Here is an 18,287-nt window from a genome sequence, read left to right as displayed (position 1 = left end):
GATGCGAAGCATCGAACCCGGAATCTCGAGATTCCGGGTTCGCCTCTTCGAGGCGCCCCGGAATGACAGCGCAAATCACCCAAACCGGTGATTGTAACGATCCAGCGTCAGCTCGCTCGTATCGATTTCCGGCTTCTTGCCCGACAGCATGTCCGCGAGCACGCGGCCCGAGCCACAGGACATGGTCCAGCCAAGCGTGCCGTGGCCGGTATTGAGATGGAGATTCGGATAGCGCGTGGCGCCGATCACGGGCGGGCCGTCGGGCGTCATCGGTCGCAGACCGCTCCAGAACGTGGCCTTGGAGAGATCGCCACCGCGCGGGAACAGATCCGACACCGAGTGATCGAGCGTGGCGCGGCGCGCGGCGTAGAGCTTGTCGGAATAGCCGGAGATCTCCGCGGTGCCGCCGACGCGGATGCGATTGCCAAGCCGCGTGATCGCAACTTTGTAGCTCTCGTCCATCACGGTCGATTCCGGCGCGCCGGAAGCATCCTTGATCGGCACCGTGATCGAATAGCCCTTCACCGGATAGACCGGCAAGGAAATCCCGAGGGGAGCAACGAGGCGCGACGACCAGCTTCCGAGCGCGACGACATAGGCATCCGCCTGCAACAGGCCGGCACCGGTCGCCACACCGGTGACACGCGAGGCGTCCGTGACGATGCCGTCGATGGACGTGTTGAACATGAAGCGCACGCCGAGCTTTTCGGCCTCTGCGGCCAGCGCCTGCGTGAACATGTGGCAGTCGCCGGTCTCGTCCTCGGGCAGCCGAAGGCCGCCGACGAACTTTTCCTTCACGCCGGCGAGTGCGGGCTCTGCCGCGATGCAGCCCTCACGATTGAGCACCTCGTAGGGCACGCCATACTGCTTGAGCACGGCGATATCCTCAGCCGTGCCGTCGAGCTGCGCCTGGTAGCGGAACAGCTGGAGCGTCCCCTTCGAGCGCTCGTCATATTGAATGCCGATGTCCCGGCGCAGCGCGCGCAGGCAATCGCGGCTATATTCCGCGATCGGGATCATCCGGCTCTTGTTGACGGCATAGCGCGCGGACGTGCAGTTGCGCAGCATCTTGAGCAGCCAGACCCACATCACGGGATCGACCTTGGGCCGGATCACCAGCGGACCATGCTTCATCAAGAGCCATTTGATCGCCTTCACCGGCACGCCGGGACCGGCCCACGGCGAGGAATAGCCGGGCGAGACCTCGCCGGCATTGGCAAAGGACGTTTCGAGCGCCGGCTCGCCTTGACGGTCGACGACCGTCACCTCATGGCCGGCACGCGCGAGATAATAGGCAGAGGTGACACCGATGACACCGCTGCCGAGGATCAGGACTTTCACGTTTGACACCACTCCCGCGGCGTATGTCGCGCCGCTAGAGCATGATCCGGAAAAGTGTGAAGCGGTTTTCCGAAAAGATCATGCTCAAACAACAACCTAAAGCGCGATGACGATTCATCTCAATTTCATCGCGCTTTAGCAAGAACAACTGGTCGAGAACCGCGAGAGCAATTATCAGGCCACGCGTTTGATGGCGTCGCCGAGAATCGAGACAATCTGGTCGATGTGGCTCTTTTCGACGATCAGGGGCGGCGACATCGCAAAGGAGTCGCCGCTCATGCGCAGGTAAAGACCGGTGTTGAAGCAATCGACCATGATGTCATAGCCGCGCGCGCCGACCGCGCCATCACGCGGTGCGACCTCGACCGCGCCCATCAGGCCGCAATTGCGGATGTCGACGACGTTCGGCAGCCCCTTCAGCTGATGCAGCGCATCGCGCCAGTAGTCGGCGATCCCTGCGCCACGGGTGAGCAGGCCCTCGTCCTTGTAGATGTCGAGCGTCGCGATGCCGGCGGCACAGGCCACCGGGTGCGCCGAATAGGTGTAGCCGTGGAACAGCTCGATCTGGCCCTCCGGGCCGGTCATCACGCCGTCATGCACCTTGCGGCTCGCGAACACGGCGCCGCAGGGCACGGTGCCATTGGTGATGCCCTTGGCCGTCGTCATCAGGTCCGGCGTGACGCCGAAGAAATTGGCGGCGAACGGCGTACCCAGGCGGCCGAAGCCGGTGATGACCTCGTCGAAGATCAGGAGGATGCCGTGCTTGTCGCAGATCTCGCGCAGGCGCTTGAGATAGCCCTGCGGCGGGGGCAGCACCGCGGTCGAGCCCGGCACCGGCTCGACGATGACGGCGGCGATCGTCTCGGCGCCGTGCAGCGCGACGAGGCGCTCGAGATCGTCGGCAAGCTCGGCGCCATGGGCCGGCTGGTCCTTGGCAAAGGCGTTGCGGGTGAGATCATGGGTGTGGCGGATGTGATCGACGCCCGGCAGATGGGTCGCAAAGGCGCGGCGGTTCGCCACCATGCCGCCGACCGACATGCCGCCGAAGCCGACGCCGTGATAGCCGCGCTCGCGGCCGATCAGGCGGGTGCGGCTCGACTGGCCGGTGGCGCGATGATAGGCGAGCGCGATCTTGAGCGCAGTGTCGACCGACTCGGAGCCGGAGTTGGTGAAGAAGATGCGATCGAGGCCCTTTGGCGCGATCTCCGCGAGCCGCTCGGCGAAGTCGAACGAAAGCGGATGACCCATATTGAACGACGGCGCGAAATCGAGCGTCATGAGCTGCTTCTCGACCGCTGCCGCAATCTGCTTGCGGCCATGGCCGGCGTTGACGCACCACAGGCCCGCCGAGCCGTCGATCACCTTGCGACCGTCGACGGTGGTGTAATGCATGCCCTCGGCCGAGGAGAACAGGCGCGGCGCCTTCTTGAACTGCCGGTTGGCCGTGAACGGCATCCAGTGCGAATCGGTCTTGATGGTGTTCGGAATCTGGTGAAGGGTCACGGGCCGCTCCTTTGCTGACCCGGAAGCAGAGCCACGGCTTTAGAAGCGCAACAAGCCCTTTTCTGCACGGCCGCAACCCATTGATCTAGCTGGGGCGGCCGGTCCATATTTGCGCGATCCGCAACACCTGCAACAGGGATTTGCCCATGAGCGTCGACATCGGTGGACGGCTGCGATTCATCCGGGCGCGCCACAAGCTGTCGCAGCGCGAACTCGCCAAGCGTTCCGGCGTCACCAATTCGACGATCTCGCTGATCGAATCCAACCAGATGAACCCGTCCGTCGGCGCGCTCAAGCGCATCCTCGACGGCATTCCGATGGGCCTCGCCGAGTTCTTCGCGCTGGAGCCGGAGACGCGGCGCAAGATCTTCTATCGCGCCGAGGAGCTGACCGAGGTCGGCAAGAAGCCGATCTCCTACCGCCAGGTCGGCGACAATCTGTTCGGCCGGAGCCTGCAGATCCTCAAAGAGCGCTACGAGCCGGGCAGCGACACCGGCCGCGTGCCGCTGGTGCATGACGGCGAGGAAGGCGGCGTCGTGATCTCCGGCAAGCTCGAGGTCACGGTGGAGGACGAGCGGCGCATCCTCAACCCGGGAGATGCCTATTATTTCGAAAGCCGCAGGCCGCACCGCTTCCGCTGCGTCGGCGGCAAGCCATGCGAGGTGATCTCGGCCTGCACGCCGCCGACGTTCTGAGGAGATAGCGGCCGCGGAGATGCTGCGCCCCCTCTCCCGCTTGCGGGAGAGGGCTGGGGAGAGGGTGTCTCGGCAGAAAGACTCCCTCAAAGGAGAGAGCCCTCACCCGCCGCGCTCAGGCGCGCAAGTGCGCTGCCGAGCGCGTCGACCTCTCCCGCAAGCGGGAGAGGTGAACAAAGCATCTCACAGCGGCGTCAACATCTCCTCGATCCGGATCGGGAAGCGGCGCACGCGCACGCCGGTCGCATGCCATACGGCGTTCGCCACCGCGCCGGCGCTGCCGGTGATGCCGATCTCGCCGACGCCCTTGATGCCGAGCGCGTTGACGTGCGGATCGTGCTCCTCGACCGTCAGCACGTCCATCGGTGGCACGTCGGCATTCACGGGGATGTGGTACTCGCCGAGATTGGCGTTCATGATCCGGCCGCTGCGCCGGTCGATGATGGCCTCCTCGTGCAACGCAAAGGACAGGCCCCAGATCATGCCGCCGGCAAGCTGACTTCGCACCAGATGCGGATTGATGATGCGGCCCGCGGCGAACGCGCCGACCATGCGCGAGACCCGGATCTGCCCGAGCTCGGGATCGACCTTCACCTCGGCAAAGACCGCGCCGTGCGCATGCATGGCATAGTCGGTCTGCGCCGTCGGATTCGGTGCGCCGGTGCCGCGCGCATCGACCTCGGCAAGGCCGGCCCGCGCGAGGATGTCGGCATAGCTCTCGCCGCGGCTCTCGTCGTCGCGCCGGAACAGTTTTCCATCGCGCGCGATCACGCCGGCATTGCCGGCGCCGAACAGCGGCGAACGCTCGTCACGGGTTGCGAGATCGGCGAGCTTCGCAATTACGGCCGCGCCGGCATTGTGGATCGCGTTGCCCGCGGTCGCCGTATGCGCCGAGCCGCCGGCAATGCCACCATCGGGCAGATCGGAGGTACCGGAGCGAAACTCAACGCGATCGACATCGAGGCCGAGGCCATCAGCCGCGATCTGGGCGAGCGCGGTCCAGGCGCCCTGCCCCATGTCGTGCGCGCCGATCTCCATCACGCCGGTGCCATCGCGGCGGATCGCCGCGCGCGCCTCGGCCTGGAACATCAGCGCGGGGAAAGTCGCCGTCCCCATGCCCCAGCCAACCAGGAGACCGGAGTCATCGCGCATCTGCCGCGCCGCAAGCGGGCGGCTTCTCCAGCCGAAGCGCGCCGCGCCCTGCTCGTAACAGGCGCGCAGCGCCTTTGAGGAGAACGGCTTGCCGGTGGTCGGCTCGACCTCGGCATAGTTCTTCAGGCGGAAGGCGAGCGGGTCCATGCCGCAGGCGAGCGCCATCTCGTCGATCGCGCTTTCGAGCGCGATCGATCCCGTCGCTTCGCCGGGCGCGCGCATGAACAACGGCGTGCCGGTGTCGACACGCGCTGCCTCGTGCGAGGTCCTGATCGCGGGGCTCGCATAGAGCGTATGCGATGCGTCCGCGGCGGGCTCGTAGAAATCGTCATAGCTGCTCGACACCGTCTTCGCGTGGTGATCGATCGCGGTGAAGCGCCCGTCCGCGTCGACGCCCATCCGCAAGCGCTGCCGCGTCGGCGCACGATGGCCGACCGGGCCGTACATCTGCTCTCGGCGCAGCACGAGCTTCACCGGCTTGCCGACCAGCTTCGCCGCCATGACGCCGAGAATCTGCGGTCCCGTCAAAAATCCCTTCGAGCCGAAACCGCCACCGAGGAACGGGCTGCGGATCCGGATCTTGTCCGGCGCGATGCCGAACAGCTCGGCGACGCGGGCGCGCGCCATCACCATGGCCTGGCTCGGCGTATCGATCGAGAGCGTGTCGCCGTCCCAGCTAGCGACGATCGCGTGCGGCTCCATGGCGTTGTGGTATTGCGGCGGCGTCTCGTAGGTCACCTCTAACCGCTTTGCGGCCGCGGCGATCCCGGCGTCAACATCGCCATGCTGCACCTGTGCAGGATTGCCAACACCGACGACGGGCGGTGCGAACGCTTCGCCGGCATCGAGACCGACGCGAGGGTTTAGCGCATCATAGCGCGGCGCCAGCAGCGCTGCGCCCTCGGTGGCCGCCTCCAGCGTCTCCGCGATCACGACGGCGACCGGCTGGTTGGCGTAGCGGATCTCATCGCTCTGCAGGACCTCCATCCGGAATACGAACGGGTTGGTCTTGATGTCGGGGTCGATCGCGAGCTCGGGCTTGTGCTTCGACGTCATGACCTCGACCACGCCCTTGTGGCCTCTGGCCGCCGCGACGTCGAGCGCTGTCACGCGGCCGCGCGCGATGCTGGACACAGCGATCACCGCAAACAGCATACCGGGCGGATGATGGTCCGCGGCGTAGGCGGCCTGCCCCTTGACCTTCAGAACGCCATCACGGCGGGTCAGCGGCTGGCCCATGTTCGAGCCATGGCGGATGTGAGCGGGGGCGGAGGTGAGGCTGATCTCAGGCATGCAGGGCTCCGGAAGCAAAGGGAGAGGCCGGCAGCGCTGGAATGCGCGCGGGCGTTCCAGCGGCGGCAAGGGTCAGCGCGCGCACGACGATGCGGCGCGCGAGCTCGATCTTGAAGGCGTTGTCGCCGGACGGCCTTGCATCAGCGAGCGCAGCTTGCGCGGCTTCGCGGAAGGCGGACGGCTCGGGCGTGGCACCTTTCAGCACCGCTTCGGCAGCGCGGGCGCGCCAGGGCTTTGCGGCGACACCGCCGAGCGCAAGCCGGGCATCGCTGATCTTGCCGTTCTCGATCCTCAGCGCTGCCGCGGCGGATACCACGGCAAAGGCATAGGAGGTGCGCTCGCGGACCTTGAGATAGCGCGCATGGCTGGCGAAATCGCGGGCTGCGGCCGGCAGGCGCACCGCCACGATCAGATCACCGGGCTCGAGCGCCGTCTCGTGCTCGGGCGTTGCGCCCGGCAAAAGGTGCAGCGCATCGAGCGGCAGCTCGCGCCGACCGCCCTTGCCTTCGATCTCGACGATGGCGTCGAGTGCGAGAAGTGGCACGCAGAAGTCTGAGGGATGCGTGGCGATGCAGCCCTCGCTCCAGCCGAGCACCGCATGCAGCCGGTTCTCGCCGCCGCGCGCGTCGCAACCGCTGCCGGCCTCGCGCCGGTTGCAGCGGCTGGCGGGGTCATAGAAATACGCACAGCGCGTCCGTTGCAGGAGATTGCCGCCGACGGTCGCGGCATTGCGCAATTGCGCCGAGGCGCCCGACAACAGCGCTTCGGCAATCTCCGGATAGGCTTTTGCAAACGCGGGGTCATGCGCGAGATCGGCATTACGAACGAGCGCGCCGATACGCAGGCTGCCGTCTGGGAGATGCTCGATCCGGTCGAGCCCCTTCAGGTGCGTGACATCGACCAGACGATCCGGACGGCTGACGCCGCCCTTCATCAGGTCGAGCAGATTGGTGCCGGCGGCAAGATAGGTCGCGCCGGGCTGCGCGGCGGCGGTGACGGCCTCGGCGATGGTCGCAGGCCTGACGTAATCGAACGGCTTCATGCGGAGCGCCTCTGGTTGGCTTCACCGGTCTGCACCTCGAGCACGGCATCGACGATGCCGGCATAGGCGCCGCAGCGGCAGAGATTGCCGCTCATGCATTCCCTGATACGTTCGGGATCATCGCCCGCCTGCGCCTCCCGCATCATCCCGATCGCGCTCATGATCTGGCCGGGCGTGCAGAAGCCGCATTGAAAGCCGTCATGGGCGATGAAGGCCGCCTGCACGGGATGAAGCTGGTCGCCGCGCGCAATGCCTTCGATGGTGAGGATGTCGGCGCCGTCATGGCTGACGGCGAGCGCGAGGCAGGAGTTGATCCGCTTGCCGTCGACCAGGATGGTGCAGGCGCCGCACTGGCCGCGGTCGCATCCCTTCTTGGTTCCGGTCAGTTCCAGACGCTCACGCAAGAGATCGAGCAGCGTGACTCTGGGATCGTCGAGTTGGAAATCGCGCCGCACACCGTTTACGGTGAGGCTGATGGAGTGGGTCATACAGGGCTCCGATCAGATATGGAGATGGTCGATCGCATGCGCGCCACCGCCGTGGCCGCAGTCGATCTGTCGCCGGACGAACATGAGACGAGCCGACGTGTCAGCGAAGATACGGAGGCACCCTCCGTTTCACAAGTGCCGTCGAAAAATATTGGAATTCGTCAAAACCCCGTGTGCAAACAACGCGATGCCTCGCGCAAAGGGTTCAATCTAACCAGATCGTGATCTAGATTGGTCTGTATGGACGACCAGGTCGACAACATCCGGAAGCCCCGCGCCGACGCCGTGCGCAATCGCGAGCGCGTGCTGGAGGCTGCGAAAGCCGTGTTCAGCGCGGGTGGGCCGGAGGCGAGCCTGGAAGCCGTTGCAAAACGCGCCGGTGTCGGCATCGGCACGCTCTATCGCCATTTTCCAACGCGCGAGGCACTGTTCGAGGCGGTGTACCGCCGCGAGGTCGAGCAGCTCGGCGAGCTTGCCGAGCAACTCAGAAGCGCGAAGGACCCGGTTGACGCCCTGCGGCGCTGGCTGCGCTCCAATGTCGAGTTCGTCACGACCAAGAAAGGCATGTCGGCAGCGCTGGCCCTTGCGGTGCAGAGCGGGTCGGAGCTGCACGCTTTCTCGTTCGAGCGTCTGACCAAAGCCATCGGCTCACTGCTCGATCGTGCGGTTGCAGCCGGCCAGATGCGGGCCGACATCAGTCCCGAGGACCTGCTGCGTGCATTCTTCGGCATGTGCTACATGCACGACCAACCCGGCTGGCAATCGACCGCGCTCAGGCTGCTCGACGTATTCGTCGACGGACTTCGCGTGCAGTCCAAACCATCATCGCGCGCGGCCGTCAAAAAGACAAAACCGGCGGCGAAGAAAAAACGATAATACGGAGCCAGTGATGCGCATCGCGGTGTTGCTGATCACATTACTCCTGAGTTTTGCGGCCGCGCAGGCCGACAACATCGCCGACGCCAAGAGCGTGATCCGCGCCCAGGAGCAGGCTTTTGCCCGCGACGATGCCGCGGCCGCCTATTCCTACGCCGCGCCCGCGATCAGGAAGATCTTCCCGGCCGCCGACATCTTCATGGCGATGGTGGAGAGTGCCTACGCACCGATCTATCGGCACAAGAGCTTTGAGTTCGGCGAGACCAAGGTCGATGGCGACTGGATCGGCCAGTACGTCCACATCATCGATGCCAATAACGAAGCCTGGGACGCCCTCTATACGCTGGAGCAGCAGAGCGACGGCAGCTACAAGATCACGGGATGCTCGCTGTCGAAGGCAGGACAGGCAGTTTAGGCGTGGACTCTCGCGTCTGTGATGTCCGTTTAACCTTCAATAACGTCGAAGATGCCGGCGTTGCATGAGGTCCGAGAAGGGCCATGAGCCGACATTCAGCGTAAGGTGAGCACCGGTGCGTGAGCGTCGATGCTCGCGTTGATGCTCACTGAGCCATCAGGTTCGACACGCCCTGAAGCTTCGTGATGGGCGGCGGGTTCCACTTGCCGGTGAGGGCGTCCGATTTCGGAGCGTAGAGGCGCATCGTCAAGTTGAAAGGCCCCTTTGGCGCGGGCAGCCAGTTGATCTCTTTGTCCGCTCCCGGGCTCTCGTTCTGGAAGTAGAGGTCAAGAGAGCCGTCCGGGTTGTATTTGAATGGCATCCAGCTACTCACCGCAAAGCGATTGAGGCTGTTTGCTACCTGAAAGCCGTCACTGTCGTAGAGCGTGATCGACCAAAAGGCATTTGCCGGTGGTGTAGCGCCCTTGTCGAAGTGGACGGAGTATTTGCTTGCGCCGTCGAGCGGCTTGCCGGTTTCGTCGGCGAGGTTAAGTGGATAGATCGCATCTTCCGGTAGGTTCGCGCCGAGGCCAACCTGCGCGACGATGGCGCGTTTGAGATAATAATTGCCGTACACGCCCATCGTGTCGGTATTCATTGACCAGCCATTCGCAACCCGGGCAATAGTTGGCACTTTCCATTCCATGAGTTGTTGCCCAGCCGCCGGGGCATCGTCCAGCGCCTTCCTCACGACGGGATCGAGGTTGCTCATATCCAGGCTCTTGCCCGGCTCGATGCCGATCCGCTTCATCTGGGCAATAACCGGCTGGTCAGTGAGGTGGGGCGGGTGCAGCTTGAGAAGCTCAGCCGCATAGACGAAGTAATCGCCGCCCTTCATGGTATCGACCTGAATTTTTGGAGGCGTCTTCATGTCGATCCTCGGATCGATCTTCGCCTCGACTGGTTTGGATGGCTTGCCCCACTCCGAGAGCGGCGTGACTTTGTACCCGGCCTGAATTTTGTGAACCGCATCGTAATCCGCCGGACCGTCAGTCTTGGTGCGGCCAATAATCCAGACGTATGGGGTCGGCGCTTCGATTTGCGTAAATTTTTCCGGTACGGTTCCGCTCCAACCGCGTGGCGTGACGAGGAAATTGCCCGCTTGCGTTCCCGTCGTGCGCCAACCCGGCGACGCAAATACGTCCGTCCACATGTCGAGCATGGGCAGCAGGTAATAACGCCCACCCGTGTCAGGGACCGAAACGACCATCGGCTCCTTGGTGAGGTCGACGTACCCAAAGGAATACAGCGTGTCGAAATTGGGTCGCACGACCTGTCTCATGTCGGCAGCGGGAAAGGTCGGAACGTTGAACAACATGTTCATGGGCGCGCCGATGCCTTTGCCAGGCTCGACATTTGTAAGCTGCTTGCGGGTTACGTCCATGGACACCAACGGATAGAAGTAGATGTAGGCATCCCTGGCAATGGATTGCGCCTCCTGCTCGGTGATGACGCTCTGTGCCTGCGTGGTGAGTGAAAGGATAGGCGAGAGCATAAGACCCAATATCAAAGAAATCGCGCTTCTACTCACGTGATCTCTCCCATGAATGCGTTGCGGCTGAGCATAGAAATTATTCGGCCTAACGGGTGGCCTGACAACCCCGAGTAGACGAAACGCCATGTCATTTCTCGTTGATCTAAATCAAGAATGCCTCTTTTGGGTCATTCGCGACTGAGCCGGGCAGTGCTCACTACCAATCGATGTCCGCTTCCGTCCCGATAGCGACTGCTTTTGGGCAGACGCAGCAAACGACGCGAAGGGCCATAGGCAGTCAATTTGCGCCTCCAGAAGAAGGTCGACACCCGGGGCCGCCCAAAATGATAGAGCCGTCGGGCGCAGTCCCCGGCGGCTCCTAGAGTGATGTTTGCCCCGTCTCTTTTCGGATGCGCGAATGCCTATTTTTTTTCTACAAAGATTTGTTTGCAGTCCGCGTCGCCGATGTTCTCGGCTGAGTGTGAGGGGATCGCAGGCAATACCTGCACTGATCCGGCCTTGGCGACATTTTCAGTTGTCTTACCATCGGCCCCGTTCAGCCTGTTCTTGCAGTCGGCAAGGTTAACCACGACAAACGGCACGGGGTGACCGTGCACTTTGTCGTGGACACCCTTTTTGTGGTTCGCTTCGATCACTCGGTAGTTAGCGTCCTCAAAAATCACTTTGTAGGTGTCAGGATCGGCTTTGTAGGTTGGTTCTGCGGTTTGGGCCACCGAAGCGGAGCAGCCCAGGCCCGTCAACACCACTGCTCTCAACAAGATTCCAAAGGACTTCATTACATCCCCTCTGAGTTGGATCGCGATCTGCTAGTAACATCCGATCCTAACGACGGTCTTGTGATAGAGCGTCCATTTTGGACACTCATGTCGTTGCGCTATCGCCGCCGGTTAATCGCCAGGTCAGCCTTACGGTGATGAAAATATCAAAGGAGGGTCACATGCCTGGGACGTACCCGATTATGCACCGTACGGAGCGGCTTGCATTGGCGAAAGCGTACATTGCGCTCACCCGTGTGATGGTCGACTCTGTGTTCGGCAAGAAGCCTGCTGATCACTCGCTGTTGTTGATTGGCTCCGCAATCATGGTGGGCCACGCAGAAAACAGACCTATGAATGCAACAAAAATCTCGCATTACGTGGGCCTGCCGCGCTCGACGGTAATTCGCAAGCTCAACGAGTTCTCAAGAACTGGCGTGGTCGCGCGTCACGGCAACGTCTATCTACTGTCGGAAGAACGCGCCCACAATCAGACAAAGTACGTCACCGAAGCGATGCGCATTTTTTATACTGCGGAGAAAAGTTTGAAAGCCTCCAAGCTCGACACTTAGAAGGGCCGCTAATCGCTGCCGTGAGCGCGCACGAGACGCATGAGGCTCATTGGGGCCGCAGCATTACGCAAGCGTCATTTAGCAGAAGAATAGGCCATCGTCCGATTGCAAAATGTCCGCTCGGGGTCAAAAGCGGCCGTCTCGGCTAAGCCGCATGTTGGTCCGCTCTCGTGTTGAAAGCGGACTCCGCCCTGAATCACCAGCCAAAATGAGCCCAGCGCGGCATGGTTGTTATCGAAGCATAAAACCCGCAGCGGATTTCTCCGCGCGGGTTGATGCGAACTCTTTCGATGATGCCACTTTAGAGGTGATTTGCCCGACGCGTCAAATTGTTTTCGGATTTTCCTATTTTGCCAGAAGGTCCGATCTCCGTTTCCATTCCTGGAAGTATCAGTTTGTCCCTTAAGGCCATGAGCGGAAGACAGCACTGGTGCCCGTGCCCTTCCAACGCGATTGTTGCGGCGCACCAGGCGCTTGCTTGGGCGTATCCGTTGCCCGCAACGCCGGCGTGCACAACTTTTTGGCGAGCAAGCCGCTAGCCAGGTTGCAGAATACAAGCTACGAATTGCGCGTGGTTTATTTTGACCAATGGACGGCCTGTCCGTCCTGGAAAGGCATCATCATGAAATTGTCTTCAAGTGCTGTCGCCCCCTCGGTCCTCGCTATGTTCGCAACTGTCTTCCTGTGTGGCCCGGCATCGCCGCAAGGTTCGGCCACCAGCACGCTTCCCGGTGTCACCGTCAATGCGCCGGACCAGGCAGCAAGGCCCCATCATTCGCAACGGGGGTCGTCAAACACGGTGACATCCCGCAGGACAACCGGCACCTCAACCGCTCAAACGCCAGGGTTCGCGCCGAATTCAACATTGGGGAGGCTTGCCAAGCTGGAGAGAGAAGCCCGCAGCTGCAACGGTGGTTGCGAAACAAGTTTCAGGGTCGGCAACGCCCCCTGGGTTGGATGTAGCCTTGCTGGCCAGGGAGGAATGGATGGTAGCATGTTCTCGCCAACGTGCACAGACACGCTCAGCTACAACACTTACGCGCAGTGCGTAGAGACCAAGGCTTTCCTTGGCGCGCAACCCAGAGAATCTCGGTGGATTTGCAGCAGCCTGCTGGCCGGGGGCAAGTTGCCCGGCGAAAAGCGAGTCGCCGAAATCAAGCAATTGGGCACCCGATAGTCCACGCCACCCGCCGGCTGCACTCGAAGACGGGATAGCATGGCTCGAGGGATTTCGAGCCATGCGCAATGCGCTTCGGGGCACAAGCAGCGGTCAAGGCAAGCTGCCCCACGTCCGGTTTACCACCGACAGCAGACATCACAACGGCCCAAGCGCTGTTCGGCTTGGGGCCACTTCCAGGCTCATGCTCCGCAAACAAGAACTTGCTCGATGGGCAGGCCATTGAACGGTCCCAGTCAGTAACCGCAGCGGTCGTGGTTAAGCGGTTCAAACCGTCTGGGGAGGCAGCTTTCCACGCTAAGCTCCCCTGCGATCCTGGTTACCAATCACGCATCGCCATGCCGCCAGGCGCTCTGCTGGATGCTGGTTCATCCACTCGGCGAGCTGCGGCGCGCCCATCAGGCAGGACTGCAGTGAGACGTCGGCGAAGTCGGAGGTGGTGACGATCTGCTCGTGGCAATTCGTCGGAGAAGAGAGACTGCAGAGCACGGCGATGACCTTGATCACGACACGAGACCTCCGTCGCCGCGATGGGCTTTGGGGCCGCTGACCGTGTGACTTATCGATGCCTTGTCATGCTGCTCCCTGACCGGATCAGCCGCCGGGAAGATGCTGTCATATATCGCGCGGGCTTCTCGAATTAAGCGGGCTCGCTCGCGCTCAGACTTTGCGACAAATCGAATAATCTCGCCCATATTGAATGCTCCTGCTATTATTAAGAGGGACCATTCCCTTTGAAGGCGAAGAATAGGCGCGGCCTTGCTATTCAATCTGTGATACGTCTCACCATGCGCAGCGTGCTTTGAAAGACTTCGGGGAACGAACTTCAATTTGCTAAACGAGCCTGCTGATCGCGAACGCAGCAACGAGAAACACTCCGATAATTAATGCTGCCATGACGCGATCTTCCGTCCCTCTCATGTGAGCAACATCTGGCTCAAAGCACGCCCGTGCCTCCACCGCTCGTGTTGATATCGGAGGGTGGTTTTTCAATCTGTGACAGAAATCACGAGCGCCCCAGCAGTCGGCGTTGGATAGAAACTCGTTGGCAAGAATGATCTTCGTTTGTGGGATGTCTGCTTCGCGTCATTCGCGACTGAGCCAGGCAGCGCTTGCGACCAATCGGTGTCCGCTTCGGTCCCGATAGCCCACGCATTGAGCAGACGCAGCAAATGACGCGAGGGGCCAAGAGGCAACTTGGCCGCCATGACCCTTTTGTCCCGGCATCTCCAATCCCAGTCTGGTAGCCTAGGCGGCGATATCTGAAGCAGGTTAGGCTTTCGCCATTGCGAGAGATCCGCAAGCTATTGGAGGACAGCATGGGCATGGTTCGATTGCAGTCCAATGTCGACCCCACTTTTTACCGGATGCTCGGGTCGACCAAAGAAGGCGCTCTGCTTGAAAGTTTCACGATCAGAAAGCCTTCCACCAACCAGCGAATGGAGGCCGGAAAGGCCTTGCGCAAGCAAGTGCCACGCACGTCGCATGCGATCTATGACCGGTCCAGTCACCGTCCTGATCCCATTGATATTCTCGAGCGACAAAACGCAACGCGAGTCCAGAAGCTAGTGCCCGTTCGCTACAGCCGCATGCTCGCGAACCCCTTTGCCTTCCTGCGCGGATCAGCTGCGGTCATGGCAAGCGACTTGTCGACATCGCCCGTATCAGGCATTCGCGTTGCAGCGTGTGGAGATATGCATATCAGCAATTTTGGTGTTTACGCCACGGCCGAGAGAAATCTGGTTTTCTCGATCAACGATTTCGATGAAATCCATGTTGGTCCTTGGGAGTGGGATCTCAAGCGACTTGCCGCCAGCGCTACTGTCGCGGCCAACTTCCTCGGCGGCGACCAGGCGCAATCCGAACAGGCCGCTCGTGAATGCGTTCGCTCCTACAGAAAGCATATCCATTGCTACGCTGAGATGGGATACCTGAGCGTCTGGTATCAGCGGATCGACGAGCGCGCCATACTGGGCAGCCTGACGCCTGACTCGCGCCGCCTCGCCAGAAATGTCATGGATCGGGCGAAAGCACGAGGACACATCACCACGTTCGACAAATTGACCGAGCCTGTGAAGGGGCATCATCGATTCATCGAAGACGTTCCGCTGATCGTACGCGAAACCCACACCGAGAAAGGAACCTCCATCAAAGTCGCGCTTGACCGCTTCCTGCACTCGTACATTCACTCGCTCGGTTACGACCGCAAGCTCCTGCTTTCGCGCTATCACATCACAGACGTCGCCCGCAAAGTGGTGGGCGTTGGCAGCGTTGGCACCGAATGCTGGATGCTCATGCTCGAAGGAGCCAACGAGAGCGATCCCCTCTTCCTGCAGATCAAGGAGGCTAACGCCTCCGTTCTGGCGCCATACGTCGACCTCAAGCTGCCATTCCGGCATCACGGTCAAAGGGTGGTATTCGGTCAACGTCTGACCCAGGGTTCGCCGGATATCTTTCTGGGTTGGGGCGAGGTTGAAGGAAAGCAGTTCTATATTCGTCAGCTGGCGGACATGAAGGGTGGGGTCAAGGTAGACAACCTCGAAACGCTCCCGGACTATTGCCGGCTGTGTGGCTGGGCGTTGGCGCTCGCGCACGCGAAGTCCGGGGACGTCGCGATGATCGCGGGCTATTGCGGCAAGAGCGATGTCCTCGATGATGCGTTAGCGAAATTTGCGGCGAGTTACGCCCGACAGACTGAGCAGGATTATGAGGCGCTGTCGCGCGCAAAAAGGACAAGGAGGATCAGGGTGGCAGGGAAGTAAATAGGCTACGGGCGGCCTGCCAAGGGGTCATTCGCGTCGCTCGAGAGCATGGCGCGCACTTCCGGGCATCTCCAATATGGGAACAATCTCCGAAGCGATCGGCAGGTTTGTCTCAGACGGGTCAAAAGCGGGAATGCTCTGATCGAACGAAAAAACTTCCGCTTGGCCTCAAAAAGCCGACGCTCACGCGTCAAGGGTTGTGGATGTCGAGCCGATCACATTCGCCAACGGGCTCGCCGCCCTCAAATGTCGGCTGAAGCCGTGCGCGCTGATAGACGCCCGCCGTGCTCCATTCTCAGGCTGTCCCTTCCGTCATGCAGATTGCGCGATGATCCTCTTTTACCCCTGATTTGCCCGACGCGTCAAGTTTATTTCGGTAAATCCGTAGTTCCGGTCAGCGTCTCCTACTGTGCATGGGGTTGTTTTTCGAGTTTTGATGGAGGGCCGTAAAGATCGCTCCCAGCCTCAGGTCGCAAACCCCGGACCGGCCTTCGCTGCGTTCATGCGCGAGCGGATCAGGAGCAGCGCGACGATGCCGATGTTCAGCGCGTTCCACGCCACGCCGTTGGCGAAGGCGGCGGCGTAGGAGCCGGTGGCATCGAAGATCAGGCCCGATACCCAGCCGCCGAAGGACATGCCGAACACGGAGGCGAAGATCACGATGCCGACGCGGGTCGCAGCTTCGCTTGCCGGCATCGCCTCGCGCACGATGATGGCGTAGCTCGGCACGATGCCGCCCTGGAACAGGCCGAACATCGCGGAGATCAGGTAGAGCGAGGTCAGGCTGTCAAAGAACAAATAGAACATGAGCGCGAAGCACTGCGCCAGCGAGCCGATCAGCAGCGTGGGGATGCCGCCGATCTTGTCGGCGAGGTAGCCCGAGCCGATCCGGCTGACGATGCCGCAGCCCATCATCAGCGACAGCATCTCCGCGCCGCGCGCCACGCCGTAGCCGAGGTCGCCGCAATACGCGACGATGTGGACCTGCGGCATCGCCATCGCGACGCAGCAGGAGATCGAGGCGATCGACAGCAGCACCGTCAGCGTGTTGGTCGACAGCCCGAGATCGACGCGCGGCGGCGGTGCGTTGGCGTGATTGCGAACCTTGTCGTGGCCGATCTGGGCCCGCAGGACCAGAACCAGCATCGTCATCGTGCTCGCGCAGACGATGCCGATGCCGACGTGGGTCATGCGCCAGCCGGCAGTCTGCACGCCCCAATTCACGATCGGCGGCCACATCGCGCCCGCGACATAATTGCCGCTGGCGACGATGGTCACGGCGAGGCCGCGATAGCGCTCGAACCAGTGCGAGGCTTCCGCCATCAGCGGCGCGAAAGTCGCGGATGTCCCGAGCCCGATCAGGAAATACACCGCCACGAACTGCCAGAGCTGGGTCGACAGCCCAGCCAGCACGTTGGCGACGCCGAGAAAGGCGATGCTGATCGCCATCGCCGGCACGATGCCGAAGCGATCGGTGATCTTGCCTGCGATCACACCGCCAAGGCCGAAGCCGAACATCATGAGCGTAAAGGCCAGCGACACCGCGCCGCGCGTGGCCGCAAATTCGGCCTGCACCACGGGAATCACGACCACGACCGCCCACATGCCGACGGCGCCGATCGATCCGATCACGAGTGCAAGCACGAGCCGCACCCAGGCCTGACGTGAATCAGGGGTGAAGCCGGCCGGTCGCTGCGGGTGATTTGGCGCGTGCACGGCGCGACCTTCTTCGCTGACCGCCTTGCGGTCAAGCATCATGCTGCGATATTGGGCATGCGCGGTGCGCTGCGGTAAGAAGAGCCTGGCGGAACCGGGCTTTGCCATTAATTTGCAATCTGCGTGTGCATCATGGCCGCGCAACGGACATGTCGACGGGATGTTGTTGCAATTGACGCGATCGATGCGGATCAGGGTGGGGTGGTTCGTCGCCCTCGCCTATCTGTTCTGCGTCCTCGCGCCGGCAGCCGCGCTTGCGTGGGGCAGCGGTCCCGCGCCGTGCCTTGGCGATGACTTGCAGACAGTCGTTCTCGCGCCGGAGCACCATCATGGTGCGAGCGGGATGCACGCCGACGGCGGCCATGATCACATTGCCGCGCATGCGCATCACCAGACCGCTGGGCAGAATGCACCTGCACCACATCATCATGACGGCAAGGGCACACCTGGCCCCTGCTGCGCGATGATGTGCGCGAGCGCGCTGCCGGCCGCCCTGCCCGACGTCGTCAAGCCGGTGCAGCCGATTTCGGCCTGTGCGCCCGAGATCGCGGTGAGCCTGCACAGCGAGGCGCCGCCCCTGCTCTACCGTCCCCCTATCGCCTGACCTGACGTCACGACGTGAGGCCTCGCGCAACCTGCGCGCGGGCTCGTGGTCATCAGACAGATCAGGGATTACCCATGCTTACCCTTTTCGGGGCGAAGCTCGCCGTCGCATCTGCGGCGCGTGGATGGCACTTTGGATTCACTCGGCCGATCCTAGTCGCAACGGCGCTCGCATTGTCCGGCTGCATGCCAGCGACCACCGCACCGCTGGCGAGCGCTGATCCTGCCGATCCCGCGGCCAAGGTCGCGCGCGTCGGCTATCGCTCGACGATCGCGCCCTACACCAGCCTGCGACCGACAATGCCGGCGCCATGGCGCGAGCGCAACGACAGTGTCGCGCCTCAACCCAAAGCGGACCAGTAG

General features: G+C 62.2%; 18 protein-coding genes. 8 read left to right on the top strand and 10 right to left on the bottom strand.

From position 1 onward, the window contains the following. Nucleotides 1-75: 75 nt before the first annotated feature. Nucleotides 76-1,341, bottom strand: coding sequence for a D-amino acid dehydrogenase (locus SO156_RS18155; RefSeq protein WP_498535750.1), 1,266 nt, complete (start codon nucleotides 1,339-1,341; stop codon nucleotides 76-78). Nucleotides 1,342-1,515: 174 nt separating this feature from the next. Beyond that, nucleotides 1,516-2,844, bottom strand: coding sequence for an omega-aminotransferase AptA (gene aptA / locus SO156_RS18150; protein ID WP_458147463.1), 1,329 nt, complete (start codon nucleotides 2,842-2,844; stop codon nucleotides 1,516-1,518). A 146-nt stretch (nucleotides 2,845-2,990) separates the two neighbouring features. Here aptA and SO156_RS18145 point away from each other — a divergent pair, with 146 nt between their 5' ends. Then, nucleotides 2,991-3,539, top strand: coding sequence for a cupin domain-containing protein (locus tag SO156_RS18145; protein ID WP_027552747.1), 549 nt, complete (start codon nucleotides 2,991-2,993; stop codon nucleotides 3,537-3,539). Nucleotides 3,540-3,722: 183 nt separating this feature from the next. Here the strand turns inward: SO156_RS18145 and SO156_RS18140 are convergent, their stop codons facing one another. From SO156_RS18140 to SO156_RS18130, 3 genes are read right to left on the bottom strand one after another with little or no spacing between them, the layout of a single operon-like run. After that, nucleotides 3,723-5,984: a xanthine dehydrogenase family protein molybdopterin-binding subunit gene (locus SO156_RS18140; protein WP_498535749.1), complete on the bottom strand. Its 2,262-nt coding sequence runs from the start codon at nucleotides 5,982-5,984 to the stop codon at nucleotides 3,723-3,725. Further along, nucleotides 5,977-7,026 (bottom strand): FAD binding domain-containing protein, encoded by a 1,050-nt coding sequence (locus tag SO156_RS18135; RefSeq protein WP_498535748.1) that lies wholly within the window; start codon nucleotides 7,024-7,026, stop codon nucleotides 5,977-5,979. The genes SO156_RS18140 and SO156_RS18135 overlap by 8 nt, the downstream gene beginning before the upstream one ends. Next, nucleotides 7,023-7,514: a (2Fe-2S)-binding protein gene (locus SO156_RS18130; protein ID WP_458147460.1), complete on the bottom strand. Its 492-nt coding sequence runs from the start codon at nucleotides 7,512-7,514 to the stop codon at nucleotides 7,023-7,025. Before SO156_RS18130 ends, SO156_RS18135 begins: the two co-directional genes overlap by 4 nt. A 24-nt stretch (nucleotides 7,515-7,538) precedes the next feature. Between SO156_RS18130 and SO156_RS18125 the strand changes: the two genes are divergently transcribed. From SO156_RS18125 to SO156_RS18115, 3 genes are read left to right on the top strand one after another with little or no spacing between them, the layout of a single operon-like run. Further along, the gene (locus SO156_RS18125; protein ID WP_458147459.1) at nucleotides 7,539-7,739 is read left to right on the top strand and encodes a hypothetical protein; all 201 of its coding nucleotides are present in this window, start codon (nucleotides 7,539-7,541) and stop codon (nucleotides 7,737-7,739) included. Between the two features lie 15 nt (nucleotides 7,740-7,754). Beyond that, nucleotides 7,755-8,390: a TetR/AcrR family transcriptional regulator gene (locus tag SO156_RS18120; protein WP_498535747.1), complete on the top strand. Its 636-nt coding sequence runs from the start codon at nucleotides 7,755-7,757 to the stop codon at nucleotides 8,388-8,390. Nucleotides 8,391-8,403: 13 nt separating this feature from the next. Then, nucleotides 8,404-8,805, top strand: coding sequence for a DUF4864 domain-containing protein (locus tag SO156_RS18115; RefSeq protein ID WP_458147458.1), 402 nt, complete (start codon nucleotides 8,404-8,406; stop codon nucleotides 8,803-8,805). A 145-nt stretch (nucleotides 8,806-8,950) separates the two neighbouring features. Here SO156_RS18115 and SO156_RS18110 read toward each other — a convergent pair whose 3' ends face one another. Both SO156_RS18110 and SO156_RS18105 read right to left on the bottom strand, forming a co-directional pair. Continuing rightward, a complete protein-coding gene (locus SO156_RS18110) occupies nucleotides 8,951-10,339 on the bottom strand; it encodes a DUF1254 domain-containing protein (protein WP_498535808.1) in 1,389 nt (462 codons plus the stop codon). Between the two features lie 401 nt (nucleotides 10,340-10,740). Then, entirely contained in the window at nucleotides 10,741-11,115 is a 375-nt protein-coding gene (locus SO156_RS18105) for a cupin domain-containing protein (protein WP_498535746.1), read from the bottom strand. A gap of 161 nt (nucleotides 11,116-11,276) precedes the next feature. Between SO156_RS18105 and SO156_RS18100 the strand changes: the two genes are divergently transcribed. Then, nucleotides 11,277-11,666 (top strand): helix-turn-helix domain-containing protein, encoded by a 390-nt coding sequence (locus tag SO156_RS18100; RefSeq protein ID WP_498535745.1) that lies wholly within the window; start codon nucleotides 11,277-11,279, stop codon nucleotides 11,664-11,666. A 1,474-nt stretch (nucleotides 11,667-13,140) separates the two neighbouring features. Here the strand turns inward: SO156_RS18100 and SO156_RS18095 are convergent. Both SO156_RS18095 and SO156_RS18090 read right to left on the bottom strand, forming a co-directional pair. Next, complete coding sequence (locus tag SO156_RS18095; protein WP_498535744.1) at nucleotides 13,141-13,350, bottom strand: hypothetical protein; 210 nt, start codon at nucleotides 13,348-13,350, stop codon at nucleotides 13,141-13,143. Further along, complete coding sequence (locus tag SO156_RS18090; protein WP_458147454.1) at nucleotides 13,347-13,538, bottom strand: hypothetical protein; 192 nt, start codon at nucleotides 13,536-13,538, stop codon at nucleotides 13,347-13,349. Before SO156_RS18090 ends, SO156_RS18095 begins: the two co-directional genes overlap by 4 nt. Before the next feature lie 624 nt (nucleotides 13,539-14,162). Here SO156_RS18090 and SO156_RS18085 point away from each other — a divergent pair. After that, nucleotides 14,163-15,605, top strand: a complete 1,443-nt coding sequence (locus SO156_RS18085) for a DUF2252 domain-containing protein (protein ID WP_498535743.1) — start codon at nucleotides 14,163-14,165, stop codon at nucleotides 15,603-15,605. Nucleotides 15,606-16,070: 465 nt separating this feature from the next. On the opposite strand, the gene SO156_RS18080 is transcribed toward SO156_RS18085, so the two are convergent. Then, a complete protein-coding gene (locus SO156_RS18080) occupies nucleotides 16,071-17,360 on the bottom strand; it encodes an MFS transporter (protein ID WP_498535807.1) in 1,290 nt (429 codons plus the stop codon). 121 nt (nucleotides 17,361-17,481) lie between these two features. Here SO156_RS18080 and SO156_RS18075 point away from each other — a divergent pair, with 121 nt between their 5' ends. Together SO156_RS18075 and SO156_RS18070 are read left to right on the top strand one after the other, a co-directional pair. After that, nucleotides 17,482-17,925: a hypothetical protein gene (locus SO156_RS18075; RefSeq protein WP_458147452.1), complete on the top strand. Its 444-nt coding sequence runs from the start codon at nucleotides 17,482-17,484 to the stop codon at nucleotides 17,923-17,925. Nucleotides 17,926-17,999: 74 nt separating this feature from the next. After that, the gene (locus SO156_RS18070) at nucleotides 18,000-18,287 is read left to right on the top strand and encodes a hypothetical protein (protein WP_498535742.1); all 288 of its coding nucleotides are present in this window, start codon (nucleotides 18,000-18,002) and stop codon (nucleotides 18,285-18,287) included.

The sequence above is a fragment of the Bradyrhizobium sp. UFLA05-125 genome, assembly GCF_059803515.1.
Note: the sequence above shows the minus strand (reverse complement) of the source record. Positions and strands in the feature narration are given on the sequence as shown.